The organism is Gemmatimonadaceae bacterium, from assembly GCA_030647905.1.
Lineage (GTDB): Bacteria > Gemmatimonadota > Gemmatimonadetes > Gemmatimonadales > Gemmatimonadaceae > UBA4720.
Map to the genome: position 1 here is coordinate 446,566 of JAUSJA010000026.1, position 15,105 is coordinate 461,670.

Genomic DNA, 15,105 nt, shown 5'->3' on the forward strand with positions numbered 1-15,105 from the left:
TCATGCCTTGCGTCCGGTTGACGATGCGCGGCCAGTGGCCGTGTCTATCGATATACCAAAAAACTCCGATCTGAATGCAAGCGGGTCTTCGGCTGCGAGCGTCGCTGGCGCGAGCTCCCGAATGAGACGCAAGGCACGCTCGTAGGCTCGCACATCGTACTTCGATCCCTCAGGGTCGAGATGGTAGAACGTCCCGCGTACCACCGCGCTCTTCCAGTCCAGCGGCCCCGAGATCTCGTCCACCTCGAAAGCGACCCACTGGTTGTGACGAAGGGTCATGAGCTTGTCACCCGGTGACGTGCGGCCGTAAAGCCAGCCGTCGCTGTACACGTAGTGAATCGGTCTGATGTCCACCGAGTCATGAAACGAGTAGGCGATCCGTCCGACGTGGTTGCGGCTGAGAATAGCGTCCACTTCATCGGGCAGGAGGTCGCGAAACGTCGGGATGGCTTGCCTGGGTCTGGTCATCGGACCACGCTCGATTTGACTGAGGAAGAATCGCAGTTCGGGGTTAAGGGTACAGTCAGCGCTTTCGACCAACCTTTGTGAGGATATCACCTACGGTCCCGCGGATCGGGCCTCACGTATCTTCCGGCAAATGATGACTCCGCAGGCTGGGCGCGCGGGCAAGATTGGCGTATGGCACCAAGAACGTGCCGATCACATCGTCCGCAAGCGACGAACCGGAGGCCGTATGACCGCCCTAACCCAATCAGCACCTTCCAGCTCATGGCAGAGCTGGGAATACGAATCGTCCGTACCAGGTGGCGTTGTGGTTGGCGTCGATGGGTCTCCAGAGTCGATCGCGGCGCTCAACAGCGCATCACCGATCGGGAAAGCGAGGCACTGCCCGGTTCATGTCGTAAGCGTGATCCCGCCGTTCCCGAGTTACCATCTCGATCCGGGTGTGGACGCGAGCAGGGAGAATGTCGAGCAGCTGCGCGTACAGCTGAGGGATTCGGCGATCGCGGATCTTCTCAAGGCCGCCGACGTCGGCACCGAGTGGTCGCGCGAGGTCGTTCTGGGTAGGCCGGCACGAATGATCACCATGGCGGCAGAGAAGCGCGGTGCGAGTCTCATCGTGATCGGGCGGCGCAGGCATGGTCTCATGGACAGGATCCTCGGGGGGGAGACCACACTTCAGGTCATGCGGCTGTCGAGTGTTCCAGTGCTGGCGGTTGCGGGGGAGATGGACACGGTTCGCACAGTCGTCGTCGCGACGGACTTCTCTCCGTCGAGCGTCAGGGCAGCGCGCGTTGCGCTGGACATGATGGGCCGGTCCGGCATGCTCTACCTCGTATTCGTCGAGCCGCCGGTACCTCTCTATCCGGAGGGCTTTGCGATGCCGGACGAGGTGCGTTATCCCGGCGATGTGGTCGTATGGTTCCGGCGCATGATCGAGGTCCTGAAGGCGCCACCGGAGATAATCGTCGAGCCGGTGGTCCTCAACGGAAAGCCGGTGCAGGCGGTGGTGGAATTTGCCGAGCGCGTCGGTGCCGACATGATCGCTGCCGGAACCCACGGCCATAACCGGATGGAGCGCTTCCTTCTCGGAAGTGTCTCGACCGGTCTCGTCAGAAACGCGGACTGCGCCGTGCTGGTCGCGCCCGCAGCGGAGTAGCAGAGCGCCGGACCGCTGCACGAAGTGCCGGGTGGCTGTACATTTTGTCCGTTGACGATGCTCGACTGGCGTAGTACGCACGGCGCGAACGCCGCACTCACACCGATCCGGAGCTTTCTCCGATGACCGACGCCACCTCCAGCCCTGTCCCCGCCAAGGCGGGATTGTGGGAAGATTTCATCGACATCTTCTATCAGCCGTCGCAGGTGTTCGAGCGGCGGCGCGAGGGAAAGTTCGGTGCGGCGCTGGTCGTGCTCATGGTGATCTCGGGAATTCTCTTTTTCGCCCTGTATAACGGGTTAGCTCCCATCATGGACGCGGAGATGGCGAAGCAAGCGGCGGCGATGGCGGCCAAGAATTCCAGCCTGACGCCCGACCAGATATCCGGACTGCAGAACAGTATGGAGAAGTTCGCGGTCATCGGTTACATGATTGCCATCCCGGTCGGGGTGGCGGTTACGGCTGCGGTGCTGTGGCTCGCCGGAAAGCTGGTGAACGCGAAAGTCGCGTTCGTAGCGGCGCTGATGATCGCGACGTACTCGCAGGTCCCGCGTCTTGCGGAGATGGTGCTCAATGCGATACAGGGCCTGGCGCTGGCGCCGGAGAGCATCAACTCGCGCTACAGCGTGAGTCTGGGAATCGCGCGATTCCTCGACGTGTCTTCCACCAATCCGTTCGTGCTCACGATACTCGACGGGCTCGACGTATTCACGATCTGGACAACGGCTTTGCTGGCGATCGGACTCGCAGTGGTGGCCCGCATTCCAGTTGCGCGTGCGGCGTTCGCAGCGGCCGCGGTCTGGGTAGTGGTTCTTCTGCCCGCGCTGTACGCCGCGTTGAGCCAGGGATAATCGACGGCTGGCGGTCGGCCCCGCCAGCCACGTCAAGAGAACGGCGGGGTCAGGGAAACCCTTACCGAAGTTCGGTGAATCTCCGATTTTGTCACTCTACGGGAAGTCTAGCTTCGGATTGATCGGCCACTTCATGCGAGGGAGTTGCGTGGAGTGGCCAGCGATTACGAAACACCAATCATTCCCGAGGTCTTCATGCAACCCGTACTGAAACGCAGGATGCTCGTGGGAGCTACCTGCGCCGGAGCCGTAGCGCTGCTCGCATTCGCCTGCTCACGGCCAGGCACCAGCAAAGAAAGCGTTCTCAGCGGTGATGCTGCCTCCCGCGTGTATGTGGCACCGGGCTCATATGACGAGTTCTACTCATTCCTGTCGGGCGGATTCAGCGGACAGGTTGCCGTTTACGGCCTTCCATCGGGTCGTCTCCTCAAGGTGATTCCCGTGTTCTCCCAGAATCCGGAGAACGGCTGGGGATACAACGAAGAGACGAAACCAATGCTGCAGACGACCTTCGGATTCATTCCGTGGGACGACACGCACCATACGGAGCTGTCCATGACCGACGGCGTTCCCGACGGCCGGTGGCTCTTCATCAACGGCAACAACACGCCGCGCATCGCGCGCATTGACCTGACGCGCTTCGAGACGGATGAGATCATCCAGATCCCGAACGCCGCGGGTGGACACGCGTCACCGTTCACGACTCCGGACACCAGGTACGTCGTATCGGCGACGCGGTTCAGCGTTCCGGTGCCCAACACCGACGTTCCGATCGAATCATACAAGCAGAACTTCAAGGGCACGCTCTCGTTCGTGAAGGCGGACCAGCCCGGGAAGATGGACATCGCGTTCCAGATTCTGATGCCGGGTTACAACTATGACCTCGGCCATTCCGGCAAGGGCCCGTCGGACGGCTGGTTCTTCTTCACGTCGTACAACTCCGAGCAGGCCAACACCAAGCTCGAGACCAACGCGTCGCAGAACGACAAGGACTACATCGCTGCGGTGAACTACGCACAGGCGGAGAAGTGCGTCGCGGACGGAAAGGCGAAGACGTTCCCCTCGCTGTACATGCACAACTGGATGGACGAGTCCACGCGCTCCGCGCGAGTGGAGACGAAGACCAGCGTGAAGATGCTCGATCCGCGCGACTGCCCGGGCGTTGTGTACTATCTCCCGACTCCGAAGTCCCCGCATGGCGTGGACATAGATCCTAGTGGCGAGTACATCGTCGCGGGCGGCAAGCTGGCGAGCATGATCCCGGTACACTCGTTCACGAAGCTCAAGAAGGCGATCGCCGACAAGGCGTTCGACGGTGAGCTCTCGGGCATTCCGATCGTGAAGTACGAGTCGGTGATCGCCGGCGAAGTGCAGAAGCCGGGGCTTGGACCGCTGCACACCGAGTTCGACGGAAAGGGCTACGCGTACACGTCCATGTTCATCTCGTCAGAAGTCGTGAAGTGGAAGCTTGGCACGTGGGAAGTGGTTGACCGGATTCCGACATACTACTCGATCGGCCATTTGATGATTCCGGGCGGCGACTCGAAGAAGCCGTGGGGCAAGTACCTGGTGGCGATGAACAAGATCACCAAGGACCGCTATCTCCCGACGGGTCCCGAGATGGCCCAGAGCGCGCAGCTCATTGACATCAGCGGCGAAAAAATGAAGTTGCTGCTCGATTTCCCGACGATCGGAGAGCCGCACTACGCGCAGGCGCTGCCGGCGTCAATGCTCAAGGACAAGCAGGTCAAGTTCTTCTCGCTGGCCGGCAACAAGAGCCCCTACGTTACGAAGGCGGAGAGCGAAGGCGGGATCTCGCGTGCAGGCAAGAAGGTGCACGTGAAGATGATTGCGATCCGCAGCCATTTCGCTCCTGACAATCTCGAGGGGGTGATGGTCGGCGACACGGTATACTTCCACGTGACCAACATTGAGCAGGACTGGGACGTCCTCCACGGGTTTGCGGTGCTTGGCGCCGAGAATTCGGAGCTGATCCTGAATCCGGGCGAGACGCGGACGCTGAGGTGGATTCCGAAGGCGCCCGGCATCTATCCGTTCTACTGCACCGACTTCTGCTCGGCGCTGCATCAGGAGATGCAGGGGTACATCAGGGTGTCGGCGCCCGGATCGGCCGTGCAGCTGACGGCCAACACGAGTCCCAAGGCACAGAATCAGACCAGCAACTCGAAGGCGGGCGCGGGACCGTCGGCACCGCGCTGAAGGCGGCGCGGCAGAACGATGAAGAACACGGCGAGCAGACGGCAAGACCGGACGATTTGAGATGACCAGACAATCGAGAATTCTGATCGCGATATCGGCCATTCTGCTCGCCGCGGTCTTCGCCGTACCTGTGTGGAGAATTAACCTGATCGCTCCCCAGTATCCGGAAGGGCTGGGGATGCTGATCAGGATCAACACGATCACCGGCATCAAGCCGGCCGATCTCAACAATATCAACGGCCTCAACCACTACATCGGCATGAAGGCCATAGTACCGGAAGCGATCCCGGTGCTGCGTATCATGCCGATCGCGGTGGCATGCCTCGTGGTGCTTGGCCTTGTTGTCGCGCTCTGGGGCCGGCGGTGGGCGGCGTGGTCGTGGCTCGGACTCATCGCGGCGGGAGGAGCGGCCGCGATGTTCGAGTTCTGGCGGTGGTCGTACGACTACGGGCACAACCTTGCGCCTGACGCGATCATCAAAGTGCCCGGAATGTCGTATCAGCCGCCGTTGATCGGGAGCAAGCAATTGCTCAACTTCACGGCGACGTCGTGGCCGGCGGCGGGCGGGTGGCTTGCGGGCCTTGCATTCGTCGTCGCGTTGATCGCGCTCGTTCCGCGTCGCCGTCTGTTCGCAGCCATACGCGGAAGCAGGGCGGTCGGCACTCAGGCGGCGGCGGGGCTCGCGCTTCTGTTGCCCGGCAATGTCGCTCCGCTCGCGGCGAGGAGGGATGCGCTGGCGGATTCCGTCGTCGTGTCCGTGTCGGGTCCGGTGCGTTCGCTCAGCGACGCGCTGAAGCTCGTGCGCGACGGCGGGCGCATCGTGGTCAGGTCCGGCAGCTACGCGACGCACGACGTAGTGGTGAGCCGGCCCGTCTCGATCATTGGCGAAGGATTTCCCGTTCTCGACGGACAGAACAAGGGGGAGATACTGAAGATCCAGGCCGATGACGTCATCGTCAGCGGCCTGCGATTCATGCGGGTGGGAGCGAGCTACGTGCAGGACCGCGCCGCCATCAGGGTATCGGATGCGCGTGACTGTCGTATCACAGGCAACAGGATAGACGACGGCTTTTTCGGGATCTATCTGGCCAAAGTCACCGGCTGCCGAATCGACGGGAATACTCTTCATGCCAGCGGAAAGACGGAAGCGGGGTCGGGAAACGGGATCCATCTGTGGTCGTCGCGCGGGATCTCGATAGAACGGAACGTCGTGAGCGGATTCCGCGATGGCATCTACTTCGAGTTCGTGCACGACACGCGCGTGGAAGGAAATCTCAGCGAGAAGAATATCCGCTACGGCCTCCACTTCATGTACTCGGATGACTGCCGGTACGTTGGGAACACTTTCCGGTCCAACGGATCGGGCGTGGCCGTCATGTACACGAAGCGGGTGGAGATGACGGGTAACCGGTTCGAGCACAACTGGGGGAGCGCCGCTTACGGCCTTCTCCTGAAGGAGATTGCGGACAGCAGGATCGAGCGGAATGTCTTTCGCGGGAACACAACAGGACTTCTTGCCGACGGTGCCGATCGCATTCACGCGTCGGGCAATACGTTTATCGGCAACGGATGGGCGGTGAAGGTCCAGGGCAGCACGCAGAACGGCCGCTTCGAGGGCAACACGTTTCTCGATAATACGTTCGACGTCGCGACGAACAGCGCGCAGCCGTCCACGGTATTCGAGGGAAATTTCTGGGATGCCTATCGGGGTTACGATCTCGACCGCGATGGTGTCGGCGACGTACCGCACGCGCCGGTTCGTCTCTTCTCGATGATCGTCGAGCGGAATCCGCAGGCGATCGTGCTGCTGCGTAGCACTCTGGTGGCGCTTCTCGATGCCGCGGAAAGGGCGATGCCGTCGCTTACGCCGCAATTCTTCGTGGATCCAAAGCCGGCGATGCGGAGACCCGGATGATTCGCATCTCCGGTCTGGAGAAGCGCTACGGCGACCTCCAGGTGCTTCAGGGGATCGACGCGGCGATCGTCACCGGCCGTGTGACCGGCATCGTGGGTCCCAATGCGGCCGGGAAGACGACGCTCATCAAGTCAATTCTCGGGCTGACGAAGCCGGACAAGGGAGAGATCCTGATTGATGGAGCGCGCATCAACGGTGACGAGTCTTATCGCCGGCGCATCGGATACATGCCGCAGATCGCGCGCTTTCCGTCGAATCTCACCGGCACGGAGCTCCTGTCCATGCTGCGCGACCTGCGGCCCGATGCGGGGGAGTGGGATGAGGATCTCATCGAGCGCTTCGGGCTTCGCGCCGACCTCGGCAAGAAGCTGAGCGCCCTTTCGGGGGGAACGCGGCAGAAGGTGAATGCGGCTGCGGCATTTCTGTTTCGCCCCGCACTGCTCATCCTCGACGAGCCGACTTCCGGGCTGGATCCGCGGGCGTCGAGCGTTCTCAAGGACAAGATTCTCGCGGACCGCAATGCTGGCCGAACGTTCATAGTCACGTCGCACGTCATGGCCGAGCTCGAGGAAATCGCGGAGGACGTGATCTTCATCAGCGAAGGGCGTGTGCGCTTCAGCGGATCGCTCAGCGAGATAAAAAACATCACGCGGCAGACCAATCTCGAGCGCGCGATTGCCGAGCTGATGGAACGCGGAGCTGCGGCATGACCGCGGTGGCGCTTCAGGCGAGCGACTGGCGTCCGGCCGGGGCCTGGCGCGTGGCGAAGCCGCAGGTGCGGAACGTCGTGAGGAGCAAGTGGCTTGCGTACTATTTCGGATTCTTCGCGCTCGTCACGGAAGGGCTCATCCGATTCACTGGCGGGGATGCGAGAACGCTGCTGAGTCTGGCGAATCTCGTTCTCTTCGTGGTGCCTCTCGTCACGGTCGTCTACGGAACGATCTATCTGTACAACAGCCGCGAGTTCATCGAGCTGCTCCTCGCACAGCCGCTGAAAAGGCGAACACTGTTCGGCGGATTGTATGTCGGCCTGGCCGTGCCGCTCATCGCGGCGCTCGTCGCCGGCATCATGCTCCCGTTCATCGTCCACGGGTTGCCTCCCGAGCAGAGAATGCCTCTTACCTCGATGCTCGTTGGGGCGGCGGCACTGATCGCGGTGTTCACGGGCATCGCATTTTGCATCGCACTCCGGTTCGAGGACCGGTTGACGGGCCTCGGCGCAGGGATGGCGATCTGGCTGCTGATGGCATTCGTCTACGACGGGTTGCTGCTGATGGCGGTGGCGCTTCTGTCCGATCACTCGATCGAGAGATCGCTGCTCGCCGCGTCACTCGCCAACCCGATCGATCTTGTCAGAATCGCGCTTCTGCTTCAATTTGACGTGTCCGCGCTGATGGGTTACACTGGCGCCGTGTTCCGCCATTTCTTCTCCTACGCGGGTGGCGAAGCGGTCATAGCCATTGCGCTCAGCGCCTGGGTTGCGGTTCCGCTGGGATGGGGGTTCGTGGCGTTCAATCGAAAAGACTTCTGACGACCCGACCGCCGGCATCCGGGTCACGACATCGCCGGCTTTTCACTCTTACTCCGAGGACTCCAATGCACCAGAAGCATATGCGCACTCTTTTGACATCCTTCACCTTCTGTTCGGCGTTGATGGTCGTCGGGTGCAAGGCCGAAAAACAGGAAGAGGGCGAAAAGGCGCCGACGCCTGGGGCGGCCTCCGGCGCACCAGCCGCAACCGGTGCAGCAGCGACCGGCGATACGATTCTCATCGAAACCTGGACGGACGCAACCGGCAACTACTTCAAGCCGAACAAGATCGAAGCGCACCGCGGTGATGTGCTGCGCTACATCAACAAGGTAGGGGTGCACAACGTGCACTTCCTTCCGGACTCGAACACGATCAAGACGGGCCTTCCGCCCGCCAGCGAGATGCTACAGCTGCCCGATCAGACGTATGACCTCGTAGTGTCGCTCGAGCCGGGCAAATACTACTTCCAGTGCGATCCGCACGCGGCGCTCGGAATGAAGGGACATCTCGACGTCGAAAAGGACGAGCACTGACACGATGGACTGGTTCGTCCGCCGGTTCGTGAAGTCGAGCATGGCGTGGCTCGGGGGTGGAGTCACCCTGGGCGTCGCGATGGCCGCGCATCCGGCGTGGATCATCTATCGGCCGGCGCACATGCACATGAGTCTCCTCGGCTTCGTGACGATGATGATCTTCGGGGTGGGATATCATGTCCTGCCCCGATTCGCGGGAAGTCCGCTTCACTGGCGCCAGCTTCCGGGGGTCCACTGGTGGACTGCCAACACGGGACTGGCGCTGATGGTGACTGGATTCATGCTCAGGCCCAGTCTGTCGCAACCCGGACAGATCGCACTGGTCGCGGGTGGTACGCTGAGCGCGATTGGCGCATTCTGCTTCATCGTCAATATCTGGCGAACGCTCGACGATGCGTCGGCGAGAGCCAAGGCAGCTGAGTCAATGAAAGACCGGGGCTTGCCTGTCGCGCGGGCCAACGCCTGAGCGCCTGAGCGCCACTGTCATGTTGCGCGGGAAAACCGTACGCCGATAGGGAGTCTCCCCTGACTGACGCGGCCGGTTGATTCTCCGATCGTTCGTGCGGAGATGATCATGCCCGCGATTCTGATCAGGCCACAAAGGAGCATCCGGTGACAGACAACTCATCCGTGCCGTCGCGCGTCGTCGTCGGGATCGATTTCAGTCCTTCATCCTACGCGGCCGCAAGCTGGGCAGCCAACTGGGTCGGGCCTGATTCCGAGCTCGTTTTCGTGCATGCGCTCGTGATCCCTGAAATAGGGGGATTCCTTGCCGACCGCTTTCCGCTTCCTCAGTCGCTGCTGAGAACCGCGCGTGCAGGAGCGGAAAGCAGACTCAAGGATCTGCGTGCGTCCTTTCCGGACACGCGCATTCGCGTCGAAGTAAGAGAGGGAAGACCCGCGGATGCGGTCGCGGAAACAGCCCGCGATCTTGGCGCGGAGCTCATCGTGGTGGGCAAGCATGGCGAGAACGGACACGTCCGCGGGTATACTGGTCGTACCGCGGACCGGCTCGTGAGATCGTCACATGTGCCGGTACTTCTCGCGAATCCCGCTCCGACTCCCGATCCGGTCAGGATCCTGGTGCCGCTGACATACTCGTCCGTCGTGCCCTTCATCGTGGGGTGGGCTGCCAGAATCGCCAGGCGATTCGACGCAGAAGTGATCGCGCTGCATGTTATCGGCTCGGCGGTTCTCAGTCACGTTCTCTCCATGTCCAGCGTGACTCAGGGGAAGTCCGACCTGACACAGGCGGAGATCGATAGCGTGTTCAGCGAAGAAACCAGTGAGTGGAAGAAGAAGCTCGTGGACGCCGGAGTGCCCGCTGAGAGAGTGAAGTCGCAGGTCGTTTTCGGTGAAGTCTCTCAGGAAGTTCTCGCGGCCGCGGACATGTATGGAGCAAGCATGATCGTGATGGGTAGCCATGCCGGTCCGGTACGGCGCGCACTCCTCGGGAGCGCAGCGGGCGCGGTCTTGCGGAAGGCGGAGATTCCGGTCCTCGTCGTCGTCGAGCCCGTTCCAGCCATCACTTGGCCGAAAACAACGAATCGGGAGACAGTCAATGCGGGGATTACCTGAGTAGTGTGAGCGCCGTTGATTCGGCGGCTCCGACGCAGGTCAGCGATCCGTACGCCGGATCGTCTCCGCCCCGACACATCATGACAAGGGACGTTCTCGCCCGATGGGCGACGCCCATTGGAGTCGTTTTCGTCATCGCGGCAGGGGCTCTCGCCACTCCTTTCGCCGGCGGGGCGGCCTGGCGCCACCGGATCTGGATGGCTGGCTTGGTCGTCACTGCGCTCCCGATCCTCTGGCAGACAGCGCGGGGAATGGTTCGCGGAAGATTCGCCGCGGACCTCGTCGCTTCGCTTGCCGTGATTGCCGCGCTCCTGCTCGTTCAGCCGATCGTCGGTCTCGTCATCGTGCTGATGCAGTCCGGAGGCGAAGCGCTCGAGAAACTCGCGGCAGGACGGGCGAGCGAGGCGCTGCGCGCGCTGGAAGAAGCGGCGCCGCGCACAGTGCATCGCATGAGCGGGGCAGTCGTCGAGGATGTGGACGTGGACGAAGTGCAACGCGGAGAAAGCGTGCTCGTCCGCCCCGGGGAATTGATCCCGTGCGATGGAGAAGTGGTATCGGGGCGTTCTCAGCTCGACACCTCCAGTCTCACAGGGGAGCCGATGCCGGTTCCCGCGACGCGCGGCACCATGGTGATGAGTGGCAGCGTCAATCAGGAAGGTCCTCTCGTCATCCGCGTGCTGGCGCTGGCGCGGGAGAGTCAGTATGCGAAGATCGTCGCGCTCGTGCGCGAGGCGCAGGCGAGCAAGACGCCGCTGCAGCGTATCGCCGATCGCTATGCCGTGATGTTCACGCCGTTGACGCTGGCGCTGTGCGCCGCGGCATACTGGGGCTCGGGAGACTGGGACAGAGTGCTCGCGGTTCTCGCAGTGGCGACACCGTGTCCATTGATCCTCGCCACTCCGGTCGCAGTACTCGGCGGGATGAATCGCTCAGCACGCCGCCAGATCCTCGTGAGGAATGGCGGCGCACTCGAAGCGCTGGGCAGCACCACCGCGGTGGTGTTCGACAAGACCGGCACTCTGACGATCGGCCGTCCACGCGTGGCACATGTGATCGCGCTCGACTCGACAGGCGAAACAGAGCTGCTTCGGCTCGCGGCCGGAGTGGAGCATCTCTCCGGACACCTTCTCGCGCGAACCGTGGTCGAGTATGCCGAAAGCCGAGGTGTGGCTCCGCCACTGGCCGAGAATGTAGTGGAGGATCCCGGGCGCGGTGTGGACGGAATCATCGAGGGAAGGCATGTCGCCGTCGGGTCGAGATCATACATCGTGGAGCGCTTGGCCGGCGCGGCCGAGATGATTCTGCGTCTCGACGCGGCCCGTGGCGACAGCGGATCGTTGCGCGCGTACGTGGCCATCGACGGGGGTCTCGCCGGTCTCATAGACTACGCCGACATGATCAGGCCGAACATGGCGTCGCTCATCACGCGCCTGTCGGATCTGGGTGTGCGGCGCATGGTGCTGCTCTCCGGCGATCGTGCCGAGAATGCGCGGGCGGTGGCGGCGTCGGTGGGAATTCGCGAAGCGCACGGCGACATGCTTCCCGAAGAGAAAGTGAATGTCGTGGAGGAGCTCATCGCCGCGGGAGAGCGCGTGATAATGCTCGGCGACGGTACGAACGACGCCCCCGCCCTGAGCGCGGCGCACGTCGGCGTCGCGCTTGCCGCGCATGGTCGGGGAATCGCGACGGAAGCGGCGGACGTCATTCTGCTGGCCGACGATCCGGCGAGGGTTGCCGATGCTATCGAGATCAGTCGGTGGACGATGCGCATCGCTCGTCAGTCCATCATCGCCGGGCTTGGGATCAGCGCGGTGGGCATGGCGGCTGCCGCTCTGGGAATGATTCCCCCGATCGCTGGAGCGATGCTTCAGGAAGCCGTGGATCTGGCCGTCATAGCCAATGCCCTGCGAGCAAGCTACTCGGGGAAAAGCACGGGAAACCCCGGGAACATGAACGGGCCAGCAGCGGACGGACGGCTGCCCGGATGATCAGGCAGGCCGGCTGCAGCTTGCTCGTCGTCCAGAGCTTTATCCGATAGCGAGCCGGTTGATCACCCCGCGGGATCCGGGCACCGAGTCCAGTGCCCGGATGACGTCCTGCGCATCGGCCGGGGACGCTAGTGTGCCTTCGGCGCGGACCCAGTCGTTGTCAATGACGAGAGTGATTCCTTTGGCCGAAGGTGTTTCGGACCGCAGTGCGGCAACCGCGGTGCGCGCGAGCTCGACTGGCGTTCGATGTGCCTTGGCGGGCCAAAGTGTGTCGAGCTGCTGAACGATCGCCGTGACTCCGCCGATTCCTCCAATGGCTTTCTCGAGCGATCGCTTCTGCGCCGCCGACTCCGCCAAGCCCGTGAGAATCACCACGCCATCGCTGGCGGTGATGTTGACGAGATGCGAATTGGCGCCAAGGATATCGGCCGCCACGGCGGCCACTCGCCGGTGAAGGAGCACATCGGCTTCAGGAGTCGTCGTGTCCACCATATGTTCCGCCGTCGGCTCCTGGATGCTGCCTCCCTCCGGCTCCGCACCGCGGCCCGACATCTTCGAGACGTTGATGCGAAAGGGCTGCGTGCGGAACGGAACTGGATCGCTCTCAGTGAGCGTTCCGGGCGACAGCCGGCGAAGGACACTCATGGCGTGATCGTACGTCGTGTCCAGCTCGTCCTCGCCGCGCTCAAGCAGATAAAAGGAGCCATGCACGACTACGCTCTGCCAGCTGAAGAGTCCGGAATACTCATCCACCTCGAACGCCACGGAGCGATTTCGCAACAGCGTCAGGAGTTTTTCGCCAGGCGACGTGCGGCCGTAGATCCATCCGTCGGAAAAGACAAAGTGCACCGGCACGATCTCCACTCGATCGTGCAGCGCGAATGCAAGCCTTCCGACAACGTGTCTTTTGAGCAGCTTCTCGCACTGCACGCTGTCGAGGGTGTGGAACTGGGGGATCGGCGGATTCTGGCGGGCCATTGGTCTCTTCGTCTCCGATTGAACTGCAGTCGCTGAAATATCTCATGGATCGTGCCTCCGGATAGTCCGGCTTTCCGCTACGCTCCACAGGGAAGCCGCGTACGCCGAAACGGGCAGGCGCCGACTGACTGCGTCGGCCTCATGCGCTACCTTCACAGGCGGCCATGTGTCCTCCATCCATTGAGGAACCTCAAATGTCATTCACCCATCTGCACCTTCTTCTCAACCACTTTCCGGTAATCGGAGCGATCATAGGTGTCGTCCTGCTGGGGATCGCTGTGCTTCGCCGAAGCAGCGAGCTCGGCAAGGTGTCTTTTGGACTGCTCGCTGCGCTGGGAGTGATCTCGATTATCGTGTATTTCACGGGCGAGCCCGCCCAGGATTCCATCGAAAAGCTGCCGGGCTTCTCCAAGTCCATCACCGAGGAGCACGAGGAATTCGCGCTTGTAGCGACGATCGGTCTCGCCGTGATAGGGGCGTTTACGCTTTCCGCGCTTGCTGTATTCCGTCGCAAGCCCTTCCCTCGCTGGCTGACGATCACCGGCCTGGTCCTCGCTATCGGAGCGAGCGGACTGATGGGTTATACGGCGCTGCTTGGCGGGCAGGTCAGGCACACGGAAATTCGCTCAGGCGTGACGCAGCCGTCTGCACCTGATGCTCGTGACAGCGACAACTAGCGACCAGCCTTGTTGCTGCGCCATAAGAAAGGCCGGAGCTCGTTGCTCCGGCCTCTTTGTGCGAGCGTTCCGCTGAAGGAACTACACCGCGTCCGAAAGACTGGCAGTTATCAGGCGATGCTTTCAGCAGGGTGGAGGCGTAGGTTACGGCATTGGGTCGGGTTCGCTAACCAGAGTGGCCATGGCGTTACAGTCAGTTACCGCGAAAATACATAGCTCATCCAGGGAAGAACTGCTGGAAGCAGCCGCGCGACTCCGCACCGAAGTGGCGAAGCGGATCGTCGGTCAGGAGACCGTGATCGAGGAGATTCTCATGGCCTGCCTCGCCGGCGGCCATGCGCTGCTCGTCGGAGTACCCGGTCTCGCGAAGACTCTGATGATCCGCAGCGTGAGCGAAGCGATGGATCTCGCTTTCCGCCGCATCCAGTTCACTCCGGATCTCGTGCCGAGCGACATCACCGGCACGGAGATCATGGAAGAGGACACGGCGACGGGTAGCCGCTCGTTCCGCTTCGTGAAGGGACCGATTTTCGCCAACATCGTTCTCGCCGACGAGATCAATCGCGCGCCGCCGCGGACGCAGGCCGCCCTGCTCGAAGCGATGCAGGAGCACCGCGTCACCGCCGCGGGCGAAACGATGCCGCTGCCCGAGCCGTTCTTCGTGCTCGCGACGCAGAATCCGATCGAGCAGGAGGGAACGTACCCGCTGCCAGAGGCGCAGCTTGACCGCTTTCTGTTCGACGTGCGCGTCGGATATCCGGACGAGGACGCGGAGGTCGGAATTCTTCGCTCGACGACAGGCGCCGACTTCGAGCCGCTACGTCCCGTCATAGACGGACAGGAGACGAGAGCGCTGCAGCGCCTGGTTCGCGACATTCCCGCCTCCGAGCTGGCGCTGAGGTTCGCGGCGCGACTCGCGCGGGCGACGCGTCCGGCGGAGAGCGACGCGTCGGAAATGGTGAAGAAGTACGTGAGATGGGGTGCAGGCCCGCGCGCGGGACAGGCGCTCATACTCGGCGCCAAGGCACATGCACTCCTCGCCGGCAGATTTGCCGTGTCACCCGCAGATATCGTGCGCGTGGCCAGGCCGGTGCTACGGCACAGAGTCCTGCTCAACTTCGCGGCGGAAGCGAAAGGGATCACCGTGGAGCAGCTCATTGACGGACTGCTCGAGGACGTGAAGCCGCCGAAGAGCGACATCAAGCTCTAGGGT

At 62.4% G+C, this 15,105-nt stretch carries 14 protein-coding genes; 12 read left to right on the forward strand and 2 right to left on the reverse strand.

From position 1 onward, the window contains the following. Positions 1 to 468 (reverse strand): pyridoxamine 5'-phosphate oxidase family protein, encoded by a 468-nt coding sequence (locus Q7S20_08300; GenBank protein MDO8501831.1) that lies wholly within the window; start codon positions 466 to 468, stop codon positions 1 to 3. A gap of 226 nt (positions 469 to 694) precedes the next feature. On the opposite strand from Q7S20_08300, the gene Q7S20_08305 reads away from it, so the two are divergent. From Q7S20_08305 to Q7S20_08350, 10 genes are all read left to right on the forward strand, one after another. Continuing rightward, positions 695 to 1,621, forward strand: coding sequence for a universal stress protein (locus tag Q7S20_08305; GenBank protein ID MDO8501832.1), 927 nt, complete (start codon positions 695 to 697; stop codon positions 1,619 to 1,621). Between the two features lie 122 nt (positions 1,622 to 1,743). After that, the gene (locus tag Q7S20_08310) at positions 1,744 to 2,472 is read left to right on the forward strand and encodes a YIP1 family protein (GenBank protein MDO8501833.1); all 729 of its coding nucleotides are present in this window, start codon (positions 1,744 to 1,746) and stop codon (positions 2,470 to 2,472) included. Positions 2,473 to 2,667: 195 nt separating this feature from the next. Continuing rightward, on the forward strand, positions 2,668 to 4,692 hold the full coding sequence (nosZ, locus tag Q7S20_08315; GenBank protein MDO8501834.1) for a Sec-dependent nitrous-oxide reductase: 2,025 nt from the start codon (positions 2,668 to 2,670) through the stop codon (positions 4,690 to 4,692). A 61-nt stretch (positions 4,693 to 4,753) separates the two neighbouring features. Further along, complete coding sequence (locus Q7S20_08320) at positions 4,754 to 6,607, forward strand: nitrous oxide reductase family maturation protein NosD (GenBank protein ID MDO8501835.1); 1,854 nt, start codon at positions 4,754 to 4,756, stop codon at positions 6,605 to 6,607. Next, positions 6,604 to 7,317 (forward strand): ABC transporter ATP-binding protein, encoded by a 714-nt coding sequence (locus Q7S20_08325; GenBank protein ID MDO8501836.1) that lies wholly within the window; start codon positions 6,604 to 6,606, stop codon positions 7,315 to 7,317. Before Q7S20_08320 ends, Q7S20_08325 begins: the two co-directional genes overlap by 4 nt. Next, entirely contained in the window at positions 7,314 to 8,138 is an 825-nt protein-coding gene (locus Q7S20_08330) for an ABC transporter permease subunit (protein ID MDO8501837.1), read from the forward strand. Before Q7S20_08325 ends, Q7S20_08330 begins: the two co-directional genes overlap by 4 nt. A 65-nt stretch (positions 8,139 to 8,203) precedes the next feature. Beyond that, positions 8,204 to 8,671, forward strand: a complete 468-nt coding sequence (locus Q7S20_08335) for a plastocyanin/azurin family copper-binding protein (GenBank protein ID MDO8501838.1) — start codon at positions 8,204 to 8,206, stop codon at positions 8,669 to 8,671. Positions 8,672 to 8,675: 4 nt separating this feature from the next. Continuing rightward, positions 8,676 to 9,137, forward strand: a complete 462-nt coding sequence (locus tag Q7S20_08340; protein MDO8501839.1) for a hypothetical protein — start codon at positions 8,676 to 8,678, stop codon at positions 9,135 to 9,137. Positions 9,138 to 9,283: 146 nt separating this feature from the next. Beyond that, the gene (locus Q7S20_08345; GenBank protein ID MDO8501840.1) at positions 9,284 to 10,249 is read left to right on the forward strand and encodes a universal stress protein; all 966 of its coding nucleotides are present in this window, start codon (positions 9,284 to 9,286) and stop codon (positions 10,247 to 10,249) included. Between the two features lie 5 nt (positions 10,250 to 10,254). Further along, the gene (locus tag Q7S20_08350; protein MDO8501841.1) at positions 10,255 to 12,237 is read left to right on the forward strand and encodes a heavy metal translocating P-type ATPase; all 1,983 of its coding nucleotides are present in this window, start codon (positions 10,255 to 10,257) and stop codon (positions 12,235 to 12,237) included. 39 nt (positions 12,238 to 12,276) lie between these two features. Here the strand turns inward: Q7S20_08350 and Q7S20_08355 are convergent, their stop codons facing one another. After that, positions 12,277 to 13,215, reverse strand: coding sequence for a pyridoxamine 5'-phosphate oxidase family protein (locus tag Q7S20_08355; protein MDO8501842.1), 939 nt, complete (start codon positions 13,213 to 13,215; stop codon positions 12,277 to 12,279). A gap of 194 nt (positions 13,216 to 13,409) precedes the next feature. Between Q7S20_08355 and Q7S20_08360 the strand changes: the two genes are divergently transcribed. Both Q7S20_08360 and Q7S20_08365 read left to right on the forward strand, forming a co-directional pair. Then, entirely contained in the window at positions 13,410 to 13,892 is a 483-nt protein-coding gene (locus Q7S20_08360) for a hypothetical protein (protein MDO8501843.1), read from the forward strand. A 181-nt stretch (positions 13,893 to 14,073) separates the two neighbouring features. Next, complete coding sequence (locus tag Q7S20_08365; GenBank protein MDO8501844.1) at positions 14,074 to 15,102, forward strand: MoxR family ATPase; 1,029 nt, start codon at positions 14,074 to 14,076, stop codon at positions 15,100 to 15,102. Positions 15,103 to 15,105: the final 3 nt, after the last annotated feature.

Excerpts from the sequence above, each read along its gene's own strand:
- Q7S20_08320 (MDO8501835.1), top strand. The coding sequence starts at position 4,754 with ATGACCAGACAATCGAGAATTCTGATCGCGATATCGGCCATTCTGCTC.
- Q7S20_08300 (MDO8501831.1), bottom strand. The coding sequence starts at position 468 with ATGACCAGACCCAGGCAAGCCATCCCGACGTTTCGCGACCTCCTGCCC.
- Q7S20_08330 (MDO8501837.1), top strand. The coding sequence starts at position 7,314 with ATGACCGCGGTGGCGCTTCAGGCGAGCGACTGGCGTCCGGCCGGGGCC.
- Q7S20_08335 (MDO8501838.1), top strand. The coding sequence starts at position 8,204 with ATGCACCAGAAGCATATGCGCACTCTTTTGACATCCTTCACCTTCTGT.
- Q7S20_08325 (MDO8501836.1), top strand. The coding sequence starts at position 6,604 with ATGATTCGCATCTCCGGTCTGGAGAAGCGCTACGGCGACCTCCAGGTG.
- Q7S20_08340 (MDO8501839.1), top strand. The coding sequence starts at position 8,676 with ATGGACTGGTTCGTCCGCCGGTTCGTGAAGTCGAGCATGGCGTGGCTC.
- Q7S20_08355 (MDO8501842.1), bottom strand. The coding sequence starts at position 13,215 with ATGGCCCGCCAGAATCCGCCGATCCCCCAGTTCCACACCCTCGACAGC.
- nosZ (MDO8501834.1), top strand. The coding sequence starts at position 2,668 with ATGCAACCCGTACTGAAACGCAGGATGCTCGTGGGAGCTACCTGCGCC.
- Q7S20_08360 (MDO8501843.1), top strand. The coding sequence starts at position 13,410 with ATGTCATTCACCCATCTGCACCTTCTTCTCAACCACTTTCCGGTAATC.
- Q7S20_08365 (MDO8501844.1), top strand. The coding sequence starts at position 14,074 with ATGGCGTTACAGTCAGTTACCGCGAAAATACATAGCTCATCCAGGGAA.
- Q7S20_08310 (MDO8501833.1), top strand. The coding sequence starts at position 1,744 with ATGACCGACGCCACCTCCAGCCCTGTCCCCGCCAAGGCGGGATTGTGG.
- Q7S20_08305 (MDO8501832.1), top strand. The coding sequence starts at position 695 with ATGACCGCCCTAACCCAATCAGCACCTTCCAGCTCATGGCAGAGCTGG.